Origin of the sequence: Halobellus sp. EA9 (assembly GCF_051195055.1) — an archaeon.
GTDB lineage: Archaea > Halobacteriota > Halobacteria > Halobacteriales > Haloferacaceae > Haloquadratum > Haloquadratum rubicundus.
Map to the genome: position 1 here is coordinate 1 of NZ_JBNTJW010000002.1, position 23,049 is coordinate 23,049.

26 protein-coding genes are annotated in these 23,049 nt (G+C 69.5%); 13 read left to right on the plus strand and 13 right to left on the minus strand.

The genetic code is table 11. The features are described 5' to 3' along the window. The coding region (locus tag ACQUQ0_RS02845; RefSeq protein ID WP_435183047.1) for a hypothetical protein at positions 1-419 on the plus strand (419 nt) is incomplete at its 5' end. 123 nt (positions 420-542) lie between these two features. Here ACQUQ0_RS02845 and ACQUQ0_RS02850 read toward each other — a convergent pair. Then, complete coding sequence (locus ACQUQ0_RS02850; RefSeq protein WP_435183049.1) at positions 543-836, minus strand: double zinc ribbon domain-containing protein; 294 nt, start codon at positions 834-836, stop codon at positions 543-545. Between the two features lie 129 nt (positions 837-965). Between ACQUQ0_RS02850 and ACQUQ0_RS02855 the strand changes: the two genes are divergently transcribed. Further along, positions 966-1,667, plus strand: a complete 702-nt coding sequence (locus tag ACQUQ0_RS02855) for a type 1 glutamine amidotransferase (protein WP_435183050.1) — start codon at positions 966-968, stop codon at positions 1,665-1,667. A 22-nt stretch (positions 1,668-1,689) separates the two neighbouring features. Here ACQUQ0_RS02855 and ACQUQ0_RS02860 read toward each other — a convergent pair whose 3' ends face one another. Further along, on the minus strand, positions 1,690-2,175 hold the full coding sequence (locus ACQUQ0_RS02860; RefSeq protein ID WP_435183051.1) for a cupin domain-containing protein: 486 nt from the start codon (positions 2,173-2,175) through the stop codon (positions 1,690-1,692). 129 nt (positions 2,176-2,304) lie between these two features. Here ACQUQ0_RS02860 and ACQUQ0_RS02865 point away from each other — a divergent pair, with 129 nt between their 5' ends. Both ACQUQ0_RS02865 and ACQUQ0_RS02870 read left to right on the plus strand, forming a co-directional pair. Further along, the gene (locus ACQUQ0_RS02865; protein ID WP_435183052.1) at positions 2,305-2,625 is read left to right on the plus strand and encodes a 4Fe-4S dicluster domain-containing protein; all 321 of its coding nucleotides are present in this window, start codon (positions 2,305-2,307) and stop codon (positions 2,623-2,625) included. 91 nt (positions 2,626-2,716) lie between these two features. Next, positions 2,717-3,169 (plus strand): ferritin-like domain-containing protein, encoded by a 453-nt coding sequence (locus ACQUQ0_RS02870; RefSeq protein ID WP_435183053.1) that lies wholly within the window; start codon positions 2,717-2,719, stop codon positions 3,167-3,169. A gap of 41 nt (positions 3,170-3,210) precedes the next feature. Here ACQUQ0_RS02870 and ACQUQ0_RS02875 read toward each other — a convergent pair whose 3' ends face one another. The 3 genes from ACQUQ0_RS02875 to ACQUQ0_RS02885 are packed head-to-tail and all read right to left on the minus strand — an operon-like array spanning position 3,211 to position 5,273. Continuing rightward, positions 3,211-3,927, minus strand: coding sequence for an energy-coupling factor transporter transmembrane component T family protein (locus ACQUQ0_RS02875; protein ID WP_435183054.1), 717 nt, complete (start codon positions 3,925-3,927; stop codon positions 3,211-3,213). Beyond that, complete coding sequence (locus ACQUQ0_RS02880) at positions 3,921-4,661, minus strand: energy-coupling factor ABC transporter ATP-binding protein (RefSeq protein WP_435183055.1); 741 nt, start codon at positions 4,659-4,661, stop codon at positions 3,921-3,923. Before ACQUQ0_RS02880 ends, ACQUQ0_RS02875 begins: the two co-directional genes overlap by 7 nt. 30 nt (positions 4,662-4,691) lie before the next feature. Then, a complete protein-coding gene (locus tag ACQUQ0_RS02885; protein WP_435183057.1) occupies positions 4,692-5,273 on the minus strand; it encodes a biotin transporter BioY in 582 nt (193 codons plus the stop codon). Positions 5,274-5,400: 127 nt separating this feature from the next. Between ACQUQ0_RS02885 and ACQUQ0_RS02890 the strand changes: the two genes are divergently transcribed. From ACQUQ0_RS02890 to ACQUQ0_RS02920, 7 genes are all read left to right on the plus strand, one after another. Further along, positions 5,401-6,102 (plus strand): conditioned medium-induced protein 4, encoded by a 702-nt coding sequence (locus ACQUQ0_RS02890; protein ID WP_435183059.1) that lies wholly within the window; start codon positions 5,401-5,403, stop codon positions 6,100-6,102. A 68-nt stretch (positions 6,103-6,170) separates the two neighbouring features. After that, positions 6,171-11,441 (plus strand): LAGLIDADG family homing endonuclease, encoded by a 5,271-nt coding sequence (locus ACQUQ0_RS02895; RefSeq protein WP_435183060.1) that lies wholly within the window; start codon positions 6,171-6,173, stop codon positions 11,439-11,441. Next, positions 11,442-11,726, plus strand: coding sequence for a hypothetical protein (locus ACQUQ0_RS02900; protein ID WP_435183061.1), 285 nt, complete (start codon positions 11,442-11,444; stop codon positions 11,724-11,726). Between the two features lie 38 nt (positions 11,727-11,764). Next, positions 11,765-12,103, plus strand: coding sequence for a hypothetical protein (locus tag ACQUQ0_RS02905; RefSeq protein WP_372391494.1), 339 nt, complete (start codon positions 11,765-11,767; stop codon positions 12,101-12,103). Beyond that, positions 12,100-13,032, plus strand: a complete 933-nt coding sequence (locus tag ACQUQ0_RS02910; protein ID WP_435183062.1) for a hypothetical protein — start codon at positions 12,100-12,102, stop codon at positions 13,030-13,032. Before ACQUQ0_RS02905 ends, ACQUQ0_RS02910 begins: the two co-directional genes overlap by 4 nt. Before the next feature lie 43 nt (positions 13,033-13,075). Continuing rightward, complete coding sequence (locus tag ACQUQ0_RS02915) at positions 13,076-13,882, plus strand: hypothetical protein (protein ID WP_435183063.1); 807 nt, start codon at positions 13,076-13,078, stop codon at positions 13,880-13,882. Continuing rightward, positions 13,879-14,544: a MinD/ParA family ATP-binding protein gene (locus tag ACQUQ0_RS02920; protein ID WP_435183064.1), complete on the plus strand. Its 666-nt coding sequence runs from the start codon at positions 13,879-13,881 to the stop codon at positions 14,542-14,544. Before ACQUQ0_RS02915 ends, ACQUQ0_RS02920 begins: the two co-directional genes overlap by 4 nt. Positions 14,545-14,581: 37 nt before the next feature. On the opposite strand, the gene ACQUQ0_RS02925 is transcribed toward ACQUQ0_RS02920, so the two are convergent. Next, positions 14,582-15,469: a transcription initiation factor IIB gene (locus tag ACQUQ0_RS02925; protein ID WP_435183065.1), complete on the minus strand. Its 888-nt coding sequence runs from the start codon at positions 15,467-15,469 to the stop codon at positions 14,582-14,584. 163 nt (positions 15,470-15,632) lie between these two features. Here ACQUQ0_RS02925 and ACQUQ0_RS02930 point away from each other — a divergent pair, with 163 nt between their 5' ends. Beyond that, positions 15,633-16,154 (plus strand): hypothetical protein, encoded by a 522-nt coding sequence (locus ACQUQ0_RS02930; RefSeq protein WP_435183066.1) that lies wholly within the window; start codon positions 15,633-15,635, stop codon positions 16,152-16,154. Positions 16,155-16,184: 30 nt separating this feature from the next. On the opposite strand, the gene ACQUQ0_RS02935 is transcribed toward ACQUQ0_RS02930, so the two are convergent. The 4 genes from ACQUQ0_RS02935 to ACQUQ0_RS02950 form a co-directional block, all read right to left on the minus strand. Then, positions 16,185-16,943, minus strand: a complete 759-nt coding sequence (locus tag ACQUQ0_RS02935; protein ID WP_435183068.1) for an AAA family ATPase — start codon at positions 16,941-16,943, stop codon at positions 16,185-16,187. 75 nt (positions 16,944-17,018) lie between these two features. After that, positions 17,019-17,447, minus strand: a complete 429-nt coding sequence (locus tag ACQUQ0_RS02940) for an HIT family protein (protein ID WP_435183069.1) — start codon at positions 17,445-17,447, stop codon at positions 17,019-17,021. Positions 17,448-17,574: 127 nt separating this feature from the next. Continuing rightward, on the minus strand, positions 17,575-18,243 hold the full coding sequence (locus ACQUQ0_RS02945; RefSeq protein ID WP_435183070.1) for a uracil-DNA glycosylase: 669 nt from the start codon (positions 18,241-18,243) through the stop codon (positions 17,575-17,577). 6 nt (positions 18,244-18,249) lie between these two features. Next, on the minus strand, positions 18,250-19,116 hold the full coding sequence (locus ACQUQ0_RS02950) for a ribose-phosphate diphosphokinase (protein ID WP_435183071.1): 867 nt from the start codon (positions 19,114-19,116) through the stop codon (positions 18,250-18,252). Between the two features lie 103 nt (positions 19,117-19,219). On the opposite strand from ACQUQ0_RS02950, the gene ACQUQ0_RS02955 reads away from it, so the two are divergent. After that, positions 19,220-20,407, plus strand: a complete 1,188-nt coding sequence (locus tag ACQUQ0_RS02955; RefSeq protein ID WP_435183072.1) for a S1C family serine protease — start codon at positions 19,220-19,222, stop codon at positions 20,405-20,407. 85 nt (positions 20,408-20,492) lie between these two features. On the opposite strand, the gene ACQUQ0_RS02960 is transcribed toward ACQUQ0_RS02955, so the two are convergent. The 3 genes from ACQUQ0_RS02960 to ACQUQ0_RS02970 all read right to left on the minus strand — a co-directional run bounded on the left by ACQUQ0_RS02960 (position 20,493) and on the right by ACQUQ0_RS02970 (position 22,828). After that, the gene (locus tag ACQUQ0_RS02960; protein ID WP_435183074.1) at positions 20,493-21,359 is read right to left on the minus strand and encodes an HVO_0234 family beta-propeller protein; all 867 of its coding nucleotides are present in this window, start codon (positions 21,357-21,359) and stop codon (positions 20,493-20,495) included. 69 nt (positions 21,360-21,428) lie between these two features. Then, the gene (locus ACQUQ0_RS02965; protein ID WP_435183076.1) at positions 21,429-22,469 is read right to left on the minus strand and encodes an NAD(P)-dependent alcohol dehydrogenase; all 1,041 of its coding nucleotides are present in this window, start codon (positions 22,467-22,469) and stop codon (positions 21,429-21,431) included. A gap of 41 nt (positions 22,470-22,510) precedes the next feature. Further along, complete coding sequence (locus tag ACQUQ0_RS02970; protein ID WP_372391492.1) at positions 22,511-22,828, minus strand: hypothetical protein; 318 nt, start codon at positions 22,826-22,828, stop codon at positions 22,511-22,513. Positions 22,829-23,049 lie beyond the last annotated feature (221 nt).

The window sequence follows — 23,049 nt, forward strand, 5'->3', positions numbered from 1 at the left end:
ACTGCGACGACAAGTGGTTTAGCTCGACAGAGGACGAATCCAGCGAGGTAGCGATGGCACTTGCTGGTGCCATCGCGTGGTTTGGTGTGGCAGAGTTCCCCGGCATCAGCGTGCGGACAGCCGTGGTAGTGGACATCGACGAAGTCGAGGCAGATGATCCTCGGGCCGGGGCCGAGGATCATCGCCGCCTGTTGAGCGAAGATGGCGTTGACGGCGGCTTCGAGATCATCCGCTGGAACGGTGTGCAGTTGTTTGAGAGTGTAATCGTCGGAGTAGGTTCCACGAGTGGTGTCGGTGACGGCTTTGATGGACTTCTGATCGACAGCGGCTTGCAGAATCGTTTGACGGATGATCCCGGAGTCGAAGCCGCAGCCTTCGACTCCGGGGATCGGAATCTCTGCGAGCAGATCAAGCGCTAAGGTTTCAAGGTCAGAGGCCGTAAGAACAGTGTCTGGATGGTATAGGAAGTTCACAACATCCATCCAGACGCTTTCTGCGAACGTAACCTCGTCAGTCGTGACTATCAGCTGACTCAATGGGAACTACCGACACTGGCTCTTCGTCGCGTCGATCAGGCTCTCACACTCCTCGCAGGCACGCTGCCGGACGGCGCCGCATTCCGCGCACACCTTGTCTTCCCGTCCCACGTCGGAACCGCACTCCGGACAGACTTCTCGCGGCCATCCACACTTCGTACACGACCAGATGTCTCTCGAGAAGCGCTGACCGCAGTGAAGACATTTTTCACCCATATTTCTGGAGATAACTGTATGACATAAATCACTTTTTCTGTCAGTTTTATATGTTAGATTAGATAGATTTAGCACCCTACTCATCGCAGTAGCTTGAGTTTGTGGTCGACTTCTTTTCCTAGTGAAAGAACATATATCGTATACTCTCGAAGACACGATCCGTTCGGCGCTATCGGCGCAAGCCACTTCCCTCCGCGTCGCCTCGACCAGACGATGACTGCGGCACGCGACCGACCACGCCTCGCCCTCCTCGACGCCTCGAAGAGCGATCACACCCGGCGGAACTTCCGGCGCGAACTCGACGCGGACCTCGTCGAGTTCGACGTCACGGACAACGACCGCCCGGCGGGCTTCGACTTCGACGGCGTCGTGATCACGGGCTCGCGGACCTCCGTCTACTGGGACCGCGACTGGATCCGGCCGCTCGTCGACTACGTCGCCGCGGCCCACGAGCGCGGCCTCCCGATTCTGGGCGTCTGTTACGGCCACCAGGTCCTCGCGTCGGCGCTCGGCGGCCGCGTCGAGGACATGGGCGAGTACGAGATCGGCTACCGGGAGATCCGCAAACTCGAAGACGACGACCTCTTCGAGGGCATCCCCGAGTCGTTCACGGCCTTCACGACCCACTCGGACGTCGTCACCGAACTCCCGCCCGACGCCGAACTGCTCGCCGAGAACGACTACGGAGTCCACGCCTTCCGGTGCGGCGACGCCTGGGGCGTCCAGTTCCACCCCGAGTACGACCGCGACACCGCCGCGACGGTGACGAAGGGCAAGGACCTGCCCGACGAGCGGATCCAATCCGTGCTGGAGGGCATCGACCGGGACAACTACGAGGCCGCCTGCCGGACGAAGCGGCTCTTCGAGAACTTCACCTCGCACGTCCGTCGCGTGCGAGAGGCGCCCGCGCAGTAGCGCCGGGCCCGCTCTGTCGCGGCTAAGATTCGTCCTCCCAGTAGTCCACGTCGTTGTCCTCGCGGTAGTAGCCCGCGACGACGCGCTCGTTCTTATCGCCGCCGGGCGGCGAGCCCGCGTAGACGCCGATCTTCCCCGAGTCGGGGTAGACCGTCACGTCTGGGTCCCGCATCGTCGACACCGCGAGGAAGCGCAGCGGCTCGTCGCCGTCGTTGCGGAGCCGGTGGGCGCCGTCCTCGCTGGCGGGGAAGTCGCAGTAGTCGCCCGCCGCGATGGGCTCCTCGCCGTCGGGCGTCCGGAGCGTCCCGCGGCCCGAGAGCACGTAGATCGCCTCCGCATTTCCGGTGTGGAAGTGGTACGGCCACGACGACCCGCCCGGCGGGAGCTCATAGAGGCTCGCGCCAAGGTCGGAGACGTCGGTCCCGGCGCCCAGTTCCTTGCGCCGGAAGTGCGTCGTCTCGCGTTCGGTCTCGCTCCAGTCGAGGTCGGCTTCGTTGACCCGTCCCATACGTCCGCGTCGGCCGGCCGGGTGTTAATCGTCGGGGGCGAGAGGTCCAGACCGACGGCCTCGACCCGCTTCGATCGGCCGTCCGCGACACCGACGCCGTTTTCCTCCCGTCGGGAGAAAGGGCGGCAAATGGGAATCGATCCGAACTTCGACAGCAACCGCGAGCAGGTCGACACCGAGAACGGGGTCGACGTCTGGGGCCCCGTCGACCCGCCGGAGAAACTGGGCATCCACGGCACCCACGTCGCGGTCGACTACGACATCTGCATCGCCGACGGCGCGTGCTTGGAGAACTGCCCGGTCGACGTGTTCACCTGGGTCGACACGCCCGACCACCCCGAATCGGAGCGGAAGGTCGATCCGACCTACGAGGACCAGTGCATCGACTGCATGCTGTGTGTCGACATCTGCCCGGTCGACGCCATCGACGTCGACGCCTCGCGCTCCTGACCACCTGACGATCCCCGTCCGCGGATCCGGCACCCCGAACTTCTCCGATCGTCGATAGTATCTTGCCGCCGCCCGCCGAACTACGGACGCTATGTCCGACGAAGTCGTCCGGCTGCTGCAGAAGGCGTATCAGGACGAGATCGAGACCGTGATGAACTACCTCTCGAACTCGATCGTCCTCGACGGCGTCCGCGCCGAGGAGATCAAAGAGTCCCTCCAGCAGGACATCCAGGAGGAGCTCACCCACGCCGAGCAGCTCGGCAATCGGCTCAAACAGCTCGACGAGCACCCGCCCGGCTCGGCCGCGTTCGAGGCGACTCAGGCGAGCCTCCAGCCGCCCGAGGACACCACGGACGTCCTCTCGGTCATCCGGGGGGTCCTCGACGCCGAGGAGGACGCGATCGCGACCTACCGGGATCTCATCACCGCCGCCGAGGACGCTGACGATCCCGTCACGGAGGACCTCGCGGTGACGGTTCTCGCCGACGAGGAGGCCCACCGCACGGAGTTCCGCGGCTTCGAGAAGGAGTACGAGCAGTCATAGGCGGCCTCGTTCGCCGGTGACTGCAATGGCCGCGATCCGCGTCAGAGCAGCGCCGACGCCGCCAGCGCGCCCGCCACGCCCAGCCCGAGAACGTCGCGGCGCTCGAACCGGAGCGCCGGGAGCGTCGGGTTCCACGCGAAACACCGCGCGCGGAGCGCGAGCGCGAGGCGGTCCGCGCGCCCGAACGCGCGCCGGATCCCCGCGGCGGCGACGACCCGCATCCGCTCTCGCAGTCGGCGCTCGTCGCCCAGCCGCGCCCGCGAGGCCTCCCGGATACGACTCAGATCCGCCCGGAGGAGCGGCACGAACCGGAACACGAGCGCGACGCCGACGCCGAGCAGGCGTCCGATCCGGCCGGGGAGAAGCCGCTGGATCGCCGCCCGCGAGTCGCGGACAGGCGTCGTCTCCAGGTACGCCGCCGACACGAGGAGGAGCAGGAGGACGCGATAGCTCGCGAGCAGCGGGCCGGCGGCCGCGCCGGGATCGAGGCCGACCGTCCACCCGCGGAGGTCGACGCCGACGGTCGCCACGAGCGGCCCGGCGACCAGGAAGGGAAGCGCGGGCAGGTAGCCGCGGACCGCGCGGATCGGCGAGACGCGGCCGCTGACGAGGAAAAAGGCGGCGACGCCTGTCAGCGCGGCGAGCCCGGGGGGCGTCGTGTGGGCGAACGCCGCGACCGCGAACGCCGCCTGGCAGCAGAGCTTGGTCCGCGGGTCCAGCCGGTGAGCGAGGGAGTCGCCGGGGCGGTAGCTCAGCATCCGTCGCTCCGCGCGTCAGTGCCTCCGCGCTCTGCTTCGGGCACCCGCACGTCGTAGTCGGGAAGGGCCGCTCGCGCGGCGTCGGGGTCGTCGTCGACGACGACGCGCCCCGCCGACATCGCGACCACCCGATCGGCGAGGTCGAGGACGTCGCGCAGGTCGTGGGTCACGATCACGACGCTCGTGCCCGTATCGGAGAGCGCGCGGAGCCGATCGAGGACCGACTGGCGGGCGGGCGCGTCGAGGCCGGTGAACGGCTCGTCGAGGACGAGGTGGTCGGGCTCCATCGCGAGCGCGCCCGCGATCGCGACGCGCTCGCGCTCCCCGCCCGAGAGGTCGGTCACGCGGTCGTCTTCGCGGCCGGCGAGGTTCACCGCCGTCAGGGCGTCGCCGACGCGCCGGTCGATCTCCTCCCGGTCGAGGCCGAGGTTCTCGGGGCCGAAGGCGACGTCGGCGCCGACCGTGGCCGCGACGAACTGGTCCCGGGGGTCCTGGAACACCATCCCCACGGCGGTCCGGGCGGCCACGAGGTCCTCGCCGACCGCGCGGCCGTTCACTTCGACGGTTCCCGAATCCGGTTCGAGGAGGCCGTTGAAGTGCCTGACGAGGGTGGTCTTGCCCGAGCCGTTCGCGCCCGCCAGCACCACGCACTCGCCGTCCCCGATCTCGATCGAGACGCCGTCGACCGCGACGACGCCGCCGTAGCGGTGGACCAGGTCCTCGGTGCGGATCACGGCGTCACCCCCGCACGTCGACGGCCGGTCTCACGCCGCGGCGGCCGCGTCGCTCCGGACGACGCCGACGGCGGCGGCGATCTTCACGGCCTCGAACGGCACGAACGCCACGGCGCTCACGAGGAACGCCTCCACGAGCCCGACGTTCTGGACGACCGAGAAGCCGACCGTGCCGAGCGCGTAGATCACGACGGTGCCGGCGACCATCCCGGCGACGAGCCGGGCCGTCCCGACGTTCTTCGGGTCCGCGAGGTCGTCGGTGCCGTGGACGACGGCGCCGATCAGCGCGGCGGCGATCGGGTACGACCAGAGGTAGCCCGCGGTGTAGCCCAAGAGCGGGGCGATGCCGGCGGAGCCGCCCGCGAAGATCGGCGCGCCGGCGGCCCCCGCGGCGAGGTAGAACGCGAGCGAGACGCCGCCCCAGACCGGCCCGAGGAAGATCCCCGCGAGGAAGACCCCGAGCACCTGGAGGCTCACCGGGACGGGCGAGATGGGATTTGGAAACGACACGTACGCGAACGCGCCGGTGAGCGCCGCGAACAACGCCGCCCGCGCGACGTTGCCGACGACATCGTCGCCGACGAGTTCGACCGACTCCGTCTCTATCGACATACTCTTCCGTGTCTCGTAAACTCGTATGAATCGTTCGGTTTACGAACGGGCGACGATGGTCAGGGGCCCCATCGGGCCGCGCCTCCGACGACAATCTTTGTACGTCCGCGGGGCGTATCGCCGCCCGATGGACGACAAGACGGCCGAACTCCGCGACCTGTTCGTGTCGACCACGGGCGAGGAGACCGTGACGGAGTCCCAGTCCGACCCGCGCGGGTCGCTGTCGAGCGCCGACGACGCGACCGTCGACGAGCGCCTGACCGAACTCGTCGAGGAGATGCGCGAGCGCTACGACTTCGCGTCGTCGCTGTCGACGGCCGACCTCCGGGAGGTCGTCCGCGGCTTCTTCGATCCCGAGGCGACCGGCGCCGGACCGGAGTCGTGGTCACGGGACGCCGACGCCGCGCTCGCGGCGTCGCTCGACGCCGACGCAGACGCGGACGACGTCTTCCGCGCGCGGATGGACCTCCACCTCGTCGCGGCGGCCGACCGCGACGCCTCGTTCCCCTACGAGCGGCTCCGCGCGCTCGTGTCGCGGGCGAGCGACGAGGGCGGCGTCGGGACCGGCGCGGACGTCGACGACGCGGACTTGGCCGAATCGCTCGCGGCGTCGGAGGGCGTCGACTCCGCGCCCGACGCCGAGACGGTCCGCCGCTATCGCCGCGTCGCGGCGGCCGACCTCGCCTCCCGGCGCGCGAGCCACCGCTTCCGCGACGCCTTCGTGGAACTGCTCACCGACGCGGACCTCTCGACGCGGCTCGCGGCGGACGCCCGCGAGGACGGCCTGCGCGAGGCCACAGAGGACATCGAGACCGACGTGTCGCTGTGAGTCCCGACCGATCACTTCCGCCGCGGGTGGCGAAGACTCTTACCCGGTGAGGTCCCTACTCCGGTGCGATGGCCCAGGCCCCCCAAGACTCGCGCGACCTCACCGACCGGTTCATCCAGTTCTACCGGAAGTACTACCGCGACGAGATCGGCACGCTCGCGCAGAAGTACCCGAACGAGCAGCGTTCGCTCTACGTCGACTACGAGGACCTCTACAAGTTCGACACCGAGCTCGCCGAGGACTACCGCAAGCAGCCCGACCAGATCCGCGAGTACGCAGAAGAGGCCCTGCGCCTCTACGACCTCCCCGCCGACGTCAAACTGGGCCGCGCGCACGTCCGCCTCCGCGGGCTCCCCGAGACGGTCGACATCCGTGACATCCGGGTCCACGACGACCACATCGGGCGCCTGATCGCCGTCCAGGGGATCGTCCGCAAGGCCACCGACGTCCGGCCGAAGATCACCGAGGCCGCCTTCGAGTGCCAGCGCTGCGGGACGATGACCTACATTCCGCAATCGGACAGCGGCTTCCAGGACCCCCACGAGTGCCAGGGCTGCGAGCGCCAGGGGCCGTTCCACGTCGACTTCGACCAGTCGGAGTTCGTCGACGCCCAGAAGGTGCGCGTCCAGGAGAGCCCCGAGGGCCTGCGGGGCGGCGAGACGCCACAGAGCATCGACATCGACCTCGAAGACGACGTCACCGGGAAGGTGACCGCGGGCGACCACGTCACCGTCACGGGCGTCCTCCACATCGAACAGCAGACCTCCGGCAACGAGAAGACGCCCATCTTCGACCTCTACATGGACGGCGTCTCGGTGGAGATCGAAGACGAGGAGTTCGAGGATATGGATATCACAGACGAGGACGTCGCCGAGATCGTCGACCTCTCGAACGAGCCCGACATCTACGAGAAGATGGTCGCCTCGGTCGCGCCCTCGATCTACGGCTACGAGCAGGAGAAGCTCGCGATGATCCTGCAGCTCTTCTCGGGTGTGACCAAACACCTCCCGGACGGGTCGCGCATCCGCGGGGACCTGCATATGCTTCTCATCGGGGACCCCGGGACCGGGAAGTGCGTCGACGGCGATACGCTCGTCACGCTCGCTGACGGATCCGAAATACCGATTCGAGAGTTGGTCGAAGACAACCTCGACGATCCGAAGCCCGTCGATGACGGCGTGTGGGACACCGTCGATATCGACGTTCCATCGATGGCTGCGGACGGCTCTCTCACGACGCGGCGGGCGACGAAGGTCTGGAAGCGGGAAGCGCCCGAGAAGATGTATCGAATCCGGACCGCGAGCGGAAAAGAGTTGACCGCAACCCCGTCGCATCCGCTGTTCGTTCAGTCTAACGGGAACCTCGACGCGATAAAAGCTGAGGAGCTAGCTGAAGACCAGTTTATCGCGACGCCGCGAACAGTCCCGACCGACGGCGACGACGTACTCGACGTCACGTACCGACGCTCGAAATCGCCGAACGCGGTTTCGCTCGATTTACCCGACTCGTGGACGCGTTCGCTTGCTCGACTCATCGGCTACATCGTCGCCGAGGGCTACGTTGAGTCGCGCGACGACCATACGGGTAGCGTCCGAATCACTAACAACGACGACGAGATCCTGTCCGACGCCGCGTCCGGATTCGAGTCGCTCGGAGTGAATTACTCGGTCTCGGATTCCCGCAAGAACAAACAGGCACGGGTCGTTCGGTGCAATTCTGGGGAGTTCGTTAGCTTCCTCGAACGGCTCGAACCCGCGATTCTGGACCGGTCCGCAGGGCAGCGCGTTCCGGATCCCATCAAGAGTGCGACCGCCGAAACCAAGCGGGAATTCGTCCGCGCCTACGTCGATGCGGAGGGGCACGTCTCGGAGACACAACGGGAACTGACCGTCGCCTCGATGAGTCGTGACCTGCTGGAGGACGTCCGATCGCTCCTCTTGTCGTTGGACATCGCTCCCTCGATCCAGCCCCGTCGAAACGGTAGCTATCGACTCCGGCTGAGCGGCGACGCATTCCAGCGGTACGTCGACGCCGTCGGATTCGTCACCGAACGCAAACTGGATGCCGCACGGACACATTCTAGTCAGCATCGAAACACGAATGTCGATATCGTGCCCGGAATCGGGGACACACTCCGAGACATACGGGAGTCACTCGCCCTGTCGCAATCGGACTGCGGGGTTCCCCGGACAACATATCAGCACTACGAACGGGGCGATCGAAATCCCAGCCGCGACTCACTCAGATCTGTCCTCGACGCCTTCGACCGGCGCATCGAGCAACTCGAAGAGATCAAACAAGACTTCGAGACGCACTCGTGGGAACAGATCGAATCCGTCCGACGCTCGCTGAACGTGTCCCAAAAGGAACTCGCGACCGGGATGGGCGTCGAACAGACCACCGTAAGCTACTACGAACGGACTGGCGCCGTCCCCGACGGTGGGCGGGTCGCTCTCGGCACTGACGTCCTCTTGGACCGGCTTGACGAGGCCCTTTCAGTCTCGCCTGATGTTCAGCATCTCCGGACGTTGGTGGAGAACGACATCCGCTGGGATCGGATCGAATCGATCGAGAGTCAGCCCCCCGAAGATGACTGGGTCTACGACCTCGAAGTAGCGGGAACGCACTCGTACCTCTCCAACAACATCGTCTCTCATAACTCCGCGATGCTCCAGTACATTCGCAATATTGCTCCACGATCCGTCTACACGTCGGGGAAAGGGAGTTCCTCGGCGGGGCTCACCGCCGCGGCCGTCCGCGACGACTTCGGCGACGGACAGCAGTGGACGCTCGAAGCCGGCGCGCTCGTCCTCGCTGACAAGGGGATCGCGGCCGTCGACGAGCTCGATAAGATGCGATCGGAGGATCGAAGCGCGATGCACGAAGCGCTCGAACAGCAGTCCTACCACCCGGACTCCGAGATTCTCCTATCGGATGGCCGCCGGGTCGAGATCGGCCCGTTCGTGGATTCCCTGATGGACGAGCGCGCCGACGACGTCGTCGACGGCGTCGACTGCGAGATCCTCCCCGTCGACGACGTCGGCGTCCACACGGTCGATCTCGACGCGAACGACGTCGAAAAAGTCGGAGTCGACCGCGTGAGCCGACACGAGGCGCCCGAGGAGTTCGTCCGCGTCACGTTCTCGAACGGACGCTCTGTGACGGTCACACCGGAACACCCGATGTTCGTCGACGACGGGGGCGCGGTCGGAACGGTCGACGCCGCCGACATCTCCGAGGGAGATTTCGTCCCCGCACCACGGAAACTCCCGAATTCGGCGGCACCGATGCCGCTTGCCGACGAAGAGCACCGAGGCAAGGAGCGCGACGTCGATCTCCCGAACGAGATGTCGCCCGATCTCGCGGAGGTGCTCGGATTTCTGACCGCGGAGGCACACTCCTACTCCGGCGGCCGGACCCACGAGATCGGGTTCTCGAACCAGGACGAACGGCTCCTCGACCGGATGGATCAGCTGATGGGCGACCTCTTCGGTCTGGAAGGTACGGACGCGGTCAACGGCGCCGGGACGACCACGAAGCGGTGGGTGTCGACGAAGCTCTACCGGTGGTTCGAGTCGAATTTCCCGGAAGTGACGGAGAACTCGCGGCAGAAGCGGATGCCGGCGGCCGTCCTCGGTGCCTCCGAAGAGGAGATCCGGCGCTTCCTCGTCGGCGCGTTCGCCGGCGACGGCGGCGTCGAAAGCGAGGCGATGTCCTTCTCGACCGCCTCTCCGGGCCTCGCCGAAGACTACGCCGACGCGCTTCTGAAGATCGGCGTGGCGTCCCGGATCCACCACGACGAGGCCGAGGATTCCTGGAAGACGTACGTGATGGGCGATTCCACGGAGCGCTTCGTCGAAGCGGTCGTGGAACCGGCCGACGATCGCTACGAGAAAGCCCGGCAGTTCGTCGAACGGAGCAACGAGACGGAACGCCATCACGACGTCCTCCCGACGAGCGCCGCGAGGGAACTCCGCTCGCTCAAACGCCTCCTCGGGATCCCGCTCGACGGTCGTTTCAGAGCGGCTCTCGATGAGGAATACGGCGTCCAGATCAGCACTGTCGAAACGGAGCTAGAGACGCTTCGCGAGCGGACCGAGACGATCCGAGCTGGACTCGACGACGTCTCGACGCTCGCCGAAGCTCGCGAACTCGTCGGCTGGTCGGGGAGACAGCTCGCCGAGCGGCTCCCGGCGGCGACGACGAGCGCCGTCCACTACGCCGAAGACGGCGGCTACACCGCCGCACGACGAGCAGAGATGCGAAAGAACGCTGTCGGCGCGATCGAAGACGCACTTACGGAAGCGGAGAGACGCATCGACGCACTGGAATCTCAGTGCGACCTCCGCTACTACCGCGTACGGGACGTCGAGACGGTGCCGAACGAGGGAGAGCACGGCTGCGAGTGGGTCTACGACGTGACCGTCGAGCCGACGAACACGTTCGTCAGCGGCGGCGTCGTCCTCCACAATTCCATCTCCGTCTCGAAGGCCGGAATCAACGCCACCCTCAAATCCCGGTGTTCGCTGCTCGGGGCGGCGAACCCCAAGTACGGCCGCTTCGATCAGTACGAGCCGATCGGCGAGCAGATCGACCTCGAACCGGCGCTCATCTCGCGGTTCGACCTGATCTTCACCGTCACCGACGACCCCGATCCCGAGTCCGACGCCGAGCTCGCAGAGCACATCATCAACACCAACTACGCGGGCGAGCTCCACACCCAGAAGTCGAAGGTCCCGAGCTCGGAGTTCACAGACGACGAGGTCGACAGCGCCACCCAGGAGGTCACCCCCGAGATCGACGCCGAGCTCCTCCGGAAGTACATCGCTTACGCCAAGCGCAACTGCTACCCGACGATGACCGAGGAGGCGAAGGAGGTCATCCGCGACTTCTACGTCGACTTCCGGGCGAAGGGCGCCGACGACGACGCCCCCGTGCCGGTGACCGCGCGGAAGCTCGAAGCGCTCGTCCGGCTCTCCGAGGCGTCGGCGCGGCTCCGCCTCTCCGATACGGTCGAGCGCGAGGACGCCGTCCGCGTGACCGAGATCGTCGAGTCGTGTCTCCGCGACATCGGGATGGACCCCGAGACGGGCGAGTTCGACGCCGACATCGTCGAGACCGGCACCTCGAAGAACCAGCGGGACCGGATCAAGAACATCAAGCACCTGATCGAGGAACTGGAAGACGAGTACGAGGAGGGCGCGCCCGTCGAGGAGGTGATCGAGCGCGCGACCGCCGACCTGGGACTCGACGAGTCGAAGGCCGAAGGTGAGATCGAGAACCTAAAGCGCAAGGGCGAGCTCTACGAGCCTCGGCAGGACTACCTCCGGACGACGTAGATGGACCGCATCTCCGCGCTCCGGAACATCGAAGAGGCGCTCGGCGACTTCGAGTCCGGCGAGGCCGACCTCGCGGCGACCGAACAGCGCGTCGTGACGATCCTCCGGACGTACGCGACCGACTTCGAGACGGAAGCGGACGTACGGGCCTATCAGGCGACGGGGGAGGGCCGCGCGCACGGGCTCGTCGTCGTCGCCGAGAGCGAGACCGCCGCGCGCGAGCGGATCGCCGAGTTGCTCGACGCCGAGCCGGAATCGCTCGACGTCGACGTCTCGCCGGTGTGAGTAGACTTTTATCACCCGGCGTGGACCGCGAGGTAGTCGTGTTGCTGGTGGTGACCTACTCGCGCCGTGCGCGCGAGGCGCTGCGGAACGCGTGTCGAGCCCACGAGGAGACCGTCGTCCGTCGGTTCGGCCGCGCCGCGCTGCTGCGCGAGACGGAGTACGGCGCGTTCCTGGCCTGTCGGCTCCGGGAGCGGCACGCCGGCGACGTGCAGGTCGAGCGGACCGAGCCGTTCAACGAGTTCGCCGACGCACCCGAAGGCGTTCGGGAGGCCGCCGTCGCCTACGCGCGGCGGGAATCGCCGAGCACGCCGTACGACCGCTTCGCGGCCGGGACCGACCACCCGCCGTCGGACGCGATGCGCGAGCGGGAGCTGTGAGCGGTGACGGCGATCCGCGCGACGCCGACGAGACGTTCCAGGTACTCCTCGCGGACGGGTCCCGCTTTTCTGGGCCGGTCGTCGACCTCCGCGATCGGCCGGAGAGGCCGCCGCGTCGCGCCCTCGTCGACGCCGTCCGGGCCGGCGGTCCGGTGCCGACCGACTCTCCGGCGATCCACGCGCCCGCGCCGGGTCCCGCGCACGCCCACGTCGCACTTCTGACGGCCGAAGCCGGGATCGATCGTCGCTCCGCGTTGGCGGCCGTCGCGGCCGCCCGCGGCGTCGAAACCGGTCACGACGGGTCTCTCACCGCGGCTCGTCGGGCCCTCCGCGACGCGCCGTCCGCGCCCGTCGAGGCCGCCGAACTCCGGGAGGCACGCCGTCGCGCCGCCGAGGTCGGCACCGAGACCGAGCGACTGCGGGAGCGCGTCGCGACGATCCGCGGGCGGGTCACCGCACTCCGCGACGCCGAGGCGACCGACGCGACCGCGGAGGCGCTCGCCGCCGCCGAGGCGTCGCTGTCGGAGACGATGCGCCGGCTCTCGGAGGTCGCGACCGAGCGGATCGCCGCCGAGGAACGCCTGTCGCTTTTGACTGCCCGTGCCCGGTCCGTCCGGGATCGGCGCGCGGCGCGGCTCCGACTCCAAGACCGGGTCGGAAACGAGGAACGCGCGGTCAGAGCGGCTCGCGTCGCCGCGGTCGAAGACGACTTCGCGACCGCCCGTCGGCGGGTGATCGCAGGGATGGACGCCGGTCCCGGCGAGGACCGGACCCCGACCGACGAGCCGGAGGCGCTCGCGGACGCGCTCGCCGCGGCCCGTCTCGCACCCGTCCGGGCCCCGGTGATCGTCGCGCCCGACGTCGTCGCGCGGCTCGGGGGCGCGGAGGCGACGGCGGCGCTCCTCGCCGCGCCGCTCGTGATCTGCTGAATCCGACCGGGAGTTTATATCCGAACCCGCGGCCAGGCGCCGTATGCAGATCCATCCGCCGCCGGAATCGCTCGATTCCGAATCGGCCGTCTCGGAGCGCCCGCCGGTCGACGTCACCGCCGCGTCCGACGTCGTCCGGGCGGTGACGCTCGTCCGCGTGGAACTCCACAGCGACGTCGATGCGCCGCTTCGCGTCCGTCTCCGGAACCGACTCGACGGACCCGTTCTGCCGCCGCGGACCGAGGGCGTCCCCGCTGATGGGTGGGACGACGGGGGATTCACGGGCACGCTCCCGGCGAACGGCTCTCTCGGCGTCGGCTACGCCTGTCCGCGCGTCGTCGAGGAATCCGAAGCGCCCGTCGCGGTCGAGCTTCTCGGCCCGTCGCACGGCGGAAACGAAGAAGACACGGGCCACGTCGCTGCCGCCGTCCGCGATCTCGGGCGGGCGGTTCCGCCCGCCGACGCGGTGCCCACAGGCTCCGTGGAGTCTGTCGATTTCACAGAGGTCCCGGACGACGGTCCGCGTGACGACGCAGATCCGACCCTCCCCGATTCGGTCGCCGCGTGGCTCGATGCCGTCGAGGCGCGCGTCGAGCGCGCGGAGCGGCTGACCGACGCGTCGGCGGCGGAAGCGGCGTCGGTTCTCGAAGACTGCGGCGATCCCGACGCCGTCGCGGCGCTCCCCGACAGGCTCGGAGCGGACACGACGGCGCTCGGCGGGGCGCTGGAACGCGTCGAGCGCCTGCTGTCGCGGGCGGCGGCCGCGGATCCCGAGCCGGTCGCGACGGCGCTGACCGAGGGCGCGGCGGGGCCGTCCGAGCCTCAGTTGGCGACGGAGGCGGGCCGGTGATCCTCGCCGTCACGGGCGGAAAGGGCGGCGTCGGCAAGTCTACGCTCGCGATCGAACTCGGGGCCGCCCTCGACGCCACGGTCGTCGACGCCGACCTCGGGATGGCGGACCTCCCGACCGGACCGGGTCCCGACCTCCACGACGTGCTCGCCGGGCGCGCGGATCCGATCGAGGCGGTCCGCGAGACGGGCCCCGTGCGGCTCCTCCCCTGCGGCCGCTCGCTCGCGGGCGCCCGCGCAGCCGACGTGACCGAATTAGAGAGCGCGCTCCGGGCGGTCGAGGCCGCCTACGGCGACGTCGTCGTCGACTGTCCCGCGGGGATGAAAGCCGACGCCGGAGTGCCGCTCGCGGTCGCGGACGCCTGCGTCGTCGTCGCCTCACCCGACGCCTACGCGCTCGCCGACGCCGTGCGCTCCCGCGAACTCGCCCGCGAACTCGGCGCCGGACTCGTCGCGGTCGTGATCAACCGCGCCGTCGACGACCCGCCCGAGGCGGCCTTCAGGGACGTCCTCGGCGCGCCGGCCGTGACGGTCCCCGCCGATCCGCGCGTGGGGCAGACCGTCGAGTCGTTCGGGCCGGTGGTCCGGTCAGCACCGTCGACGCGGGCCGCCCGCGCGGTCACGACCGTCGCCGACGCTGTTCGGCGGACGAAACGCGTCTGAGAACTCGTTTTCGACGTCGCTTTCGACTCGCTGCCGCTCACTCCTCGCGGAGCTGTTGGTACGTCGAGCGGAGCGTCACCGGGGTCACGCCCGCCACGTCGGCGGCGTCGCGCTGCGTCAGTCCGACGCCGAGATCGCGACCGGCGGTGTAGAGGCAGGCCGCGGCGACGCCGCTGGGGTTCCGACCGACAGAGAGGCCCCGCTCTGCGGCCTCGTCGACGTACTCCCGGGCGCGCCGTTCGACCTCGCCGACGAGGTCCAGCTCCGAGGCGAACCGGGGCAGGTACTGCGCTGGGTCGATCGGGCCGACGGGGAGGCCGAGTTCGCGGTTGATCGCGTCGTAGGCGGTCGTCTGTTCGGCCTTCGTCGCCTTCGCGGCGTCGGCGACCTCGTCGACCGTCCGCGAGACGCGCGCGATCCGGCAGGCGGCGTAGACGGCGGCCGCGGCGAACCCCTCGAGCGAGCGGCCGCGGAGGAGATCCTCGGACTGCGCGGAGCGGAACAGCGAGCAGGCGTGGTCGCGGATGCGCTCGGGAAGCGACAGGGCGCCCGTGAGCCGCCGGATCTCGGTGAACGCGTACACCTGATTGCGCTCCCGCTTCGAGGCGATGCGCGCGCGGTTGTGCTGGCGGCGCATCCGAGCGAGTCGGCGCCGCTTCCGACCTTTCACGCGCGTCGAGCGGCCGATCTCGGTCGACAGCCCGCGGTCGTGGCGCGAGCGCGTCAGCGGCGCGCCCGTCCGCTTCGGGTCGGTGTCGCTGTCGTCGAACGAGCGCCAGTCCGGGCCGTGGTCGATCCGGTACTCCGAGAGCACGAGCCCGCAGTCACCACAGAGGGTCTCTCCGCGGGCCGTCTCGGGGTGACCCCCGCATTCGGGGCAGGCGTTCGTGGACGCGGCGGCGTCGGCGGCGGGTGCTTCACTCATCACATCTGAAAATTGGACTCGAAGACGTATTTAAATGAAGGAGGAAACGCCCATTTCGACCCGGAAAAACGAGGTTTTACCTACCGGTCACCGGTCGGTTACAATTATCGAATTAGATACCGAAAACGAAACACCTTATGCGATCGCGCGGGAGAGTCGAGCGATGAGTCTGTCGGACATCGCGGCGGGACTGGAACTGACGACGGCGCAGGTCGACCGCGGCGTGGCGACCGTCGACGACACGGGCGTCGACCGCGACGCCCGCCTCCGCGCGTACGAGGACGAGCTGCCGTGCTCGGCCGTCGCCGCGGGCGAGGTTCTCGACGGCTACGAGTCGGGCGGCAGCGTCGGCGACGCGGCCGGGGCGGCCGCGGTCGCGGAGGTCACGGCCGCGAAATTCCTCCACCGCTGCGGCTTCGAGGGCGTGACGCCGCTCGCCCCGACGGCCCGCCGCGTGCTCCGCGACTGGCTCGACGGCCACATCGCGCGGGCGGAGGCGCTGGAACTCACCGGCGCCAACGAGGCGGAGTTCGCGCTCGCGGCGTACGTCGAGACCCACGAACCGATCCCCGAACTCGCCGAGGCGGTCCGCCGGGACGCGTCGGCGCCGATCGCCGGCGACGCCCTCGTCTCGAAGCGCGACGCCCTGGCGGAGACGATGAGCGCCGGCGGCGACCTCCGGTAGCCGCCCGGATTCGGTTCTGCGACTGCTCTCCTATCGGCCCACGTACTCCCCGACCGTTCCCAGGAAGCCGCTGTCCGCTTCGGGCACGACGATCTCCTCGCCGACCGCCGCGGCGGCGACCCGCTCGATCGCGGCAGCGAACGCGCCGGTCGCGCCGAGACACGCGGGGGCAGCCGCGGCCTCGGTCGCTTTCGTCGCCGGGATCGACAGATCACCGACCCCGTCGCCGCGGACCGCGACCACGAGGGACGCCTCGGCCCCGACGTCGGCGAGGCGCTCGTGCGTCCGCTGGACGGCTTCCGTCCCTCTGTCGGACCCCGGTGCGACGACGGCAATCCGGTCCGCGGCGTTCACCGCGGCGACGGCCTGGTTCGCCGCGATCGGCGGGACGTCGAGGAGGACGTGATCGAACCGCGCGGCCGCCGTCTCGATCCGCGCTTCGAGGGCTTCGGCGGCCTCGACCGTCTTCGCCCGCGCGAACCGCTCGAAGGGCGCGTTCGCCGGCGCGACCGCCACCCGCCCCGAGACGCCGAGATCCATCCCGACCAGTCCGGCGCCGAGGTCGGCGTCGCGCTCGTCGGTCACGAGCGCGGTCACGTCGGGCGCGAGCCGTCCGTCGAGGTACTCGCCGAGGCCCTGGGTCGCGTACGCGGCGTCGACGACGCACACCTCGCGCCCGTCGGCCGCGAGCGCGGCGGCGACTTCGACAACCGTCCGCGTCGTGCCCGCGCCGCCCGTCGCACCCGCGAACGCGACGACTGACGCCGTCCCGCGGTCTGTGTCTGACATACCGCACCTGGCCGCGCACTCGGATTTAAGTGATCCGGTCGGCCGCGGATGCGAGAAGGGGTCGGCGTCGGCCGCTCAGTCGCTCGCTTCGATGTCCGCCGCGATCTCGTCCATCTCCGCGTCGGAGAGGTTCGGCCGCGACCCGGCGACGGCGTGGATCGGCCCGCCGCCGTCGCCCTCGAACCGCGGCACGACGTGGACGTGGACGTGGGGGACCTCCTGGCCCGCCGCCGGGCCGTTGTTGACCCCGACGGTCGTCGCGTCGGCGTCGACGGCGCCTTCGATCCGCGGCGTCAGCTCCTGGACGGCGGCCCAGACGTCCGCGGCGACGTCGTCGGGCAGCTCGTCGAGGCGCTCGTAGGGCTCCTTCGGGACGACGAGGGTGTGGCCCGGCGCGAGGGGATTGGCGTCGAGGAAGGCCGCGACCGTCTCGGTCTCGTAGACGATGCGCCCGGGGATGTCGCCGTCGATGATCTGCTCGAAGATGGTCGGATCGTCGCTCATACGCGTTCGGTCGTACGGATCGCCGAAGTAAGTTCGGTCTGTGTTCGGGCGCGGGTCCGCGTCCGGTTCGGGCTCCGGGACCGTGACCGCCTCGGAGGAATGCCCTCGGATCCCTCGTCGCCGCGACTCACGCCCGTTCGCCGACCGCGTCCCGGATCGCCTCGCAGACCGCGTCCCGATACTCGCCGTCGTCGTAGCCGAGTCGGGCGCGCCAGACGTCCTGATACGAGGGATGTAGGATCGGCAGCAGCGTTGCGTCCGCCGATTCGAGGTCGATCGGCTCCAGGATCGAGTCGACAAACCCATCTAATTCCCTATCGTCGAGCGCCAGCACGCTCGTCGTCGCGTGCTTTCCGGTCGCGACGACGACAGCCGGGTCGACGGCGTCGAGTTCGCGTTCGAGGTGGGCCCGGCAGTTCGCCCGCTCGTCGGCGGTGGGCTCGCGGTTCGACCCCGCGCCGTCGCACGGGAAGCATTTGACGGCGTTCGTGACGTACGCGTCGGGGTGGCCGGCGTCCGCGAGCAGTTTCCGAATTCGGCGCCCCGAGTGGCGAGTCGTGTACACCCGGCCGGTCCAGTTGCCGCCGCGCCAGGTCTCGGCGTCGGGAGCGCCCGCGCCCGGCGCCTCGCCGATCGCCAGCACCGCGGCGTCGCGGTCGCCGGTGCCACACGAGATGCGCTCGCGACACGCCACCAGGTCGGGACAGCGCGCGCAGTCGGCTTCGAGGACGTGTCGGTCCTCGGGAAACAGCGGGTCCGGATCGCCGCTTTCGGTCCCGTTCCCGTCGTCGGTCATCGATCCTTAGGCGACTTCGACGGCGTCGACCGCGCTGGCGACGACCGGCGCGACCGAGACGGCGCTGACGTCCCGCTCGATCGTGTCGGTGCCGACGATCCGCTCGACGCCGGCGCGTTCCAGTTTCGTGCGGGCGCTCCGGGCCAAGAGCGGGTGGACGCAGGTCGCGAAGACCCGCTCGGCTCCGCCGTCGTTCAGGTGCGCGATGGCCTCGCTCATCGTCGACCCGGTCGCGACGATGTCGTCGACGATCACGACGTCCCGCCCTCGGCCGTCGGCGTCGCTCGGAGTGACCTCGACGTCGGTCCCGGAGTGGCGCGTCTTCTCGAAGTAGTCGGTCTCGCCGCGCCCGTAGGCCGCACACGCCGACTCCGCGAGCTCGACCGCGCCGGCATCGGGCGCGAGAAAGAGCGGGTCGGTCAGATCCCCGGGGAGGGGTTCGGCCAGGCGCCCGGCGGCGTCGCAGACGGTGACGTGGACGTCGAAGAAGTCCGAAATCGAGGTCTCGTGCGGATTCACGAGCACGACGCGGTCGGTGCCCGTCGAGACCGCCCGCGCCATCGCCCGCGCCGAGACGGGACCGCCGTCCTCGAAAGCGCGGTCCTGGCGCGCGTAGCCCATATACGGGAGGACGGTCACGACCTCTCTCGCGCCGCCCTCGCGGACGGCGTCCTGGAGCTGGAGCAGTTCGACCCACGCGTCGTTCGAGTCGGTCGTCGCGACCACCACCGCGCGCTCGGCGTCGAACTCGGGGACGGCGGCGTACGTCTCGCCGTCGGGGAAGCGGTCGTAGGTCACGGCCGCGAGCGGCTCGCCCAGCTCCGCCGAGAGCGCCGCCGCGAGGGCCTGCGAGGATCCGCCGGGTACGATCATATCCGATGTCTCACGACGCGCGGTAAAACCCCTTTCCGTCCGAGTCGATTCCGTTCGGCGGCGAGAGCCACGGTTAATACGCTCCGCTCCGGATCCCGATCCGATGGGTCGAACGGTTCTCGCCGTCGCCGTTGCGGTACTGATGCTCACAGCGGGCTGTCAGGGGTTCGTCGGTGGCACCGCCGACTCCCGGTCGTCGACGGGGTCGGGCGGGGGGATATCGCCCTCCACACCCGCCCCGGCCGCGTCGCCCGCCACGCCCGCCGAGTCGACGACTCCACACGCGCCGCTGACGACCACGCGGAACGTACGCGCCGCCCACACCGTCGGTCCGGCGGCGCCCGACTCGTACCGTCGACTCTACCGGCACACGATCGACTCGGTCGTCAAGATCAAGGTCGTTCGCACGACCGGCGGAATCGCGACCGGGTCCGGCTTCGTGTACGACGCGCAAGGGCGGATCGTCACCAACCGCCACGTCGTCAGGCGTGCCGAGACGGTGATGGTCCGGTTCAGAAACGGGGAGTGGGCGATCGGCGAGGTGATCGGGACGGACGTCTACACCGACCTCGCCGTGATCGACGTCGACGGACGTCCCTCGTTCGCGACCCCGCTGCCGATCACGAACGGGTCGGTCAGGCCCGGCGAACCAGTTGTGGCGCTCGGGAGCCCGTTCGGGCTGGAAGGCACGATCACCCACGGAATCGTCAGTGGGGTCAACCGATCGATGCCGACGAACCTGGGGTTCACGATCCCGGACACGATCCAGACCGACGCCCCGATCAACCCTGGGAACAGCGGCGGACCCCTGCTCTCGCTGAACGGCACCGTGGTCGGGGTCAACCGCGCTACCCGCGGCGACAACGTCGGGTTCGCCATCTCCGCCGACGTCCTCCGGCGCGTCGTCCCGGCGCTGGTCGAGAGGGGGTCGTTCCACCACCCCTATCTGGGCGTCCGGACCGAAACAGTGACGCCGATCATCGCCGCCGCGAACGGGCTCTCGGAGACGCGCGGCGCCATCGTGACGGAACTCCTCCCGAACAGCCCGGCCAGCGGGATCGTCCGTCCGGCGGCGACGGAGTATACCGACGCCGGACGCGCGATCCCCGTCGGCGGCGACATCGTCGTTCGGATCGACGGGCGGACCATCCAGACCAGACAGGAGCTGGCTCGCTACCTCCTGTTGCACACTCGTCCCGGCGAGTCGGTCTCCCTCACGGTCCTCCGGAACGGCCGTCGTCACAAGCTCACAGTCCAGTTGGCGCGACGGCCCGAGTACTCGGACGGATGATTCCGATTGGTGTCGTCTCGGACCGGAGACGGCCGCGAACGGTGGCGACGTTCGCCGATATTCACTATCAGTATGAGAGGGCCGCCTACACCGCGGCGGCCACGACGTCGCGGACGCCGACGCCTCGGTAGCGCCACTCGCCGTCCGGCAGCCGCACGGCGAACGTCCCGTCTTCCGTGACGGCGTAGGAGGCCTCGATGCCGTGGGCCACGGCCGCGACCGGCTCGTCGACCGGAAGTTCCTCGGCGCGCCACTCCTGGGTCGCGCCCGCGGCGGTCCGGACGTAGAGTTCGCCATCGCGGACGGCCTGCGCGCGCTCGCCCGCCGCGTCGACGGCGTCGACCGCCCCGTCGAGGACGTCCATCCAGCCGTTGCCGAGCTTGTAGAGCCCCGCTCCCGTCGCGGCGAGCGGCTCGGCGTCGACGTCGCGCGCGTCGTCGAGGCCGGCGTGAGTGAGCGACGACCCGATCCGGTAGACGCCGTCGGCGGCGGCGACGAGGCCACCGTCGACGGCGCGCACCGAGCCCGCCGTCCCGAGGTCGGTCCACCCGTCCTCGGCCGCGGTGTCGGGAGCCGGGTCCGTCAGCCGCGCGACCCGTCCGTCCCCGTCGCCCGCGACGAGCGCGCCGTCGTCGAAGCCGACCGCCGTCGCCGGGCCGAAGCCTGTCTCGGCGAAGGAGAGCCCCTCGGCGGCGACGACGGTGGAGCCGCCCTCGGCGTCCCCGGCGTCGCTCTCGCTCCGGTCGGCGAGGAGGACGGTCTCGTCTGTCGCGACCGCGACGAGCGAGCCCGCGGTCGCGACGTCGCGCGCCGCACACCGGTGGGCGATCCCGAACTCCCCGATCAGGTCGTCGGAGACGGCGACGGCGACGACGCCCAGGCCCGTCGCGAGGTAGACGGTCTCGGTCCCCGCGTTGTCCGTGTACACGCGCTTCTCGTCGATCGTGGGCATTGTCGGCCGTTCGCCGAGGCGGGGTAAAAACGGTGCGGAGAGCCGGCCGCGCGGCCCGGATCCTCCCCATCAGGGCGTGATGACGGCGCGCCCCTCGATCTCGCCGTGTTCGAGCTTCTCGGCGACGGCGTTGATCGCCGAGAGGTCGTATCTGGACGTTCGGAGCTCGACGTCGCCGCGCTCCACGAGGCGGACGAGCTCCTGCAGTTCGGTGTAGCGGCCGACGAGCGTCCCCCGGTAGGAGAACTCCCCGTCGACGAGCGCCTGGGCGGGCTCGTGGACGTGGCCGCCGTAGCCGACGACGTGGTGGTCGCCGCCGGGCGCGACGATGTCGGGCGCGTAGCCCGTCGTCTCGTCGGCGCCGACGAAGTCGACGACCTGCTCGGCGCCGTGGCCGTCGGTGAGGTCGTCGATCGCGGCGGCGACGTCCTCGGAACTGGGGTCGATCGTGTGCCGCGCGCCGAGGTCGGACGCGAGGTCCCTGGCCGCCTCCTTCACGTCGAGCGCGACGACGTTCGCGGCGCTCATCGCGTCGAGGCACTGGAGGCCGATATGGCCGGGGCCGCCGACGCCGATCACCACCGCCGGGTCGCCGGGGTTCAGCTCGTCGACGGCCTTCTTCACCGCGTGGTAGGCCGTGATCCCGGCGTCGGCGTGCGGCGCGATCTCGGCCGGGTCGACGCCGTCCGGGAGGGGGATCGTCGCGCGCTCGCTCGTCAGGAGGTACTCGGCGAAGCCGCCGTCGGTCGTCAGCCCCGGAAACGAGAGGTTCTCGCAGTACATATCCTCACCGAGGCGACACTGGCGACAGGTCCCGCAGGTCATCACCGGGTGGCAGATCACTTTGTCCCCCACGTCGACGGTCGTGACCTCGCCGCCGACCTCGACGACCTCGCCGGCGTTCTCGTGGCCGAGGGTCATCGGGAGGTCCTGGTCGACGTAGTCGGTCCACATCCCCTCGATGATGTGGTTGTCCGTCTGGCACCAGCCCGCGCCCTCGACCCGGACGACGACGCCGTCCGACCGGGACGTCTCGGGTCGGTCCACCTCGTCGATTGAGAGCGCCTCGCTCATCTCGTCGGTGTACTCGTGGAGTCTCGCGGCCCGCATACGTCCACGCTGTGGCCGAGTCGGAATAAGTGTGCGTGGCGCTACAGGAAGTCCCGCACCTCGGAGTACCACATCTCGTGGCGGTCGACCTCGCCGATGCGCTCGGCGATCGCCACCGCGAGGACGTGCCAGCACCGCTCCAGCGGCTCCTCGGGATCGAGGTTGTACTCGCTGTCCTTGCAGGTGCAGCCGCCGTCCTCGACGACGTACTCGTCCTCGTGGCCGACGACGACCGTGAAGTCCCGGTAGCGCTTGATCCGCCCCTCCGAGACGGCCTCGACCGCCCGGGCGCCGCGGCCGTCGTGGAGGTCGACGATGGTCTCGACCGCGCCCGGCGTCAGTTCGCCCTCGCGCTCCAGCTCCCGGCGCCAGGCGGTCTCGCGCTCGTCGCCCGCGTCGGTCGGGACGACGTACGGTTCGGGTGCGGTCCCGGATTCGGGTCCGACGTCGGGACCGGCTTCGGACTCCCCGTCGGAGCCCTGGACGTCGCTGTCGGCGGAGTCCCGGCGCTCCTCGGTCGGATCGCGACCGCTCTCGGAGTCGCCGCCGTCGCTCACGCCCGTGGGTTGCCAGGGCCCGG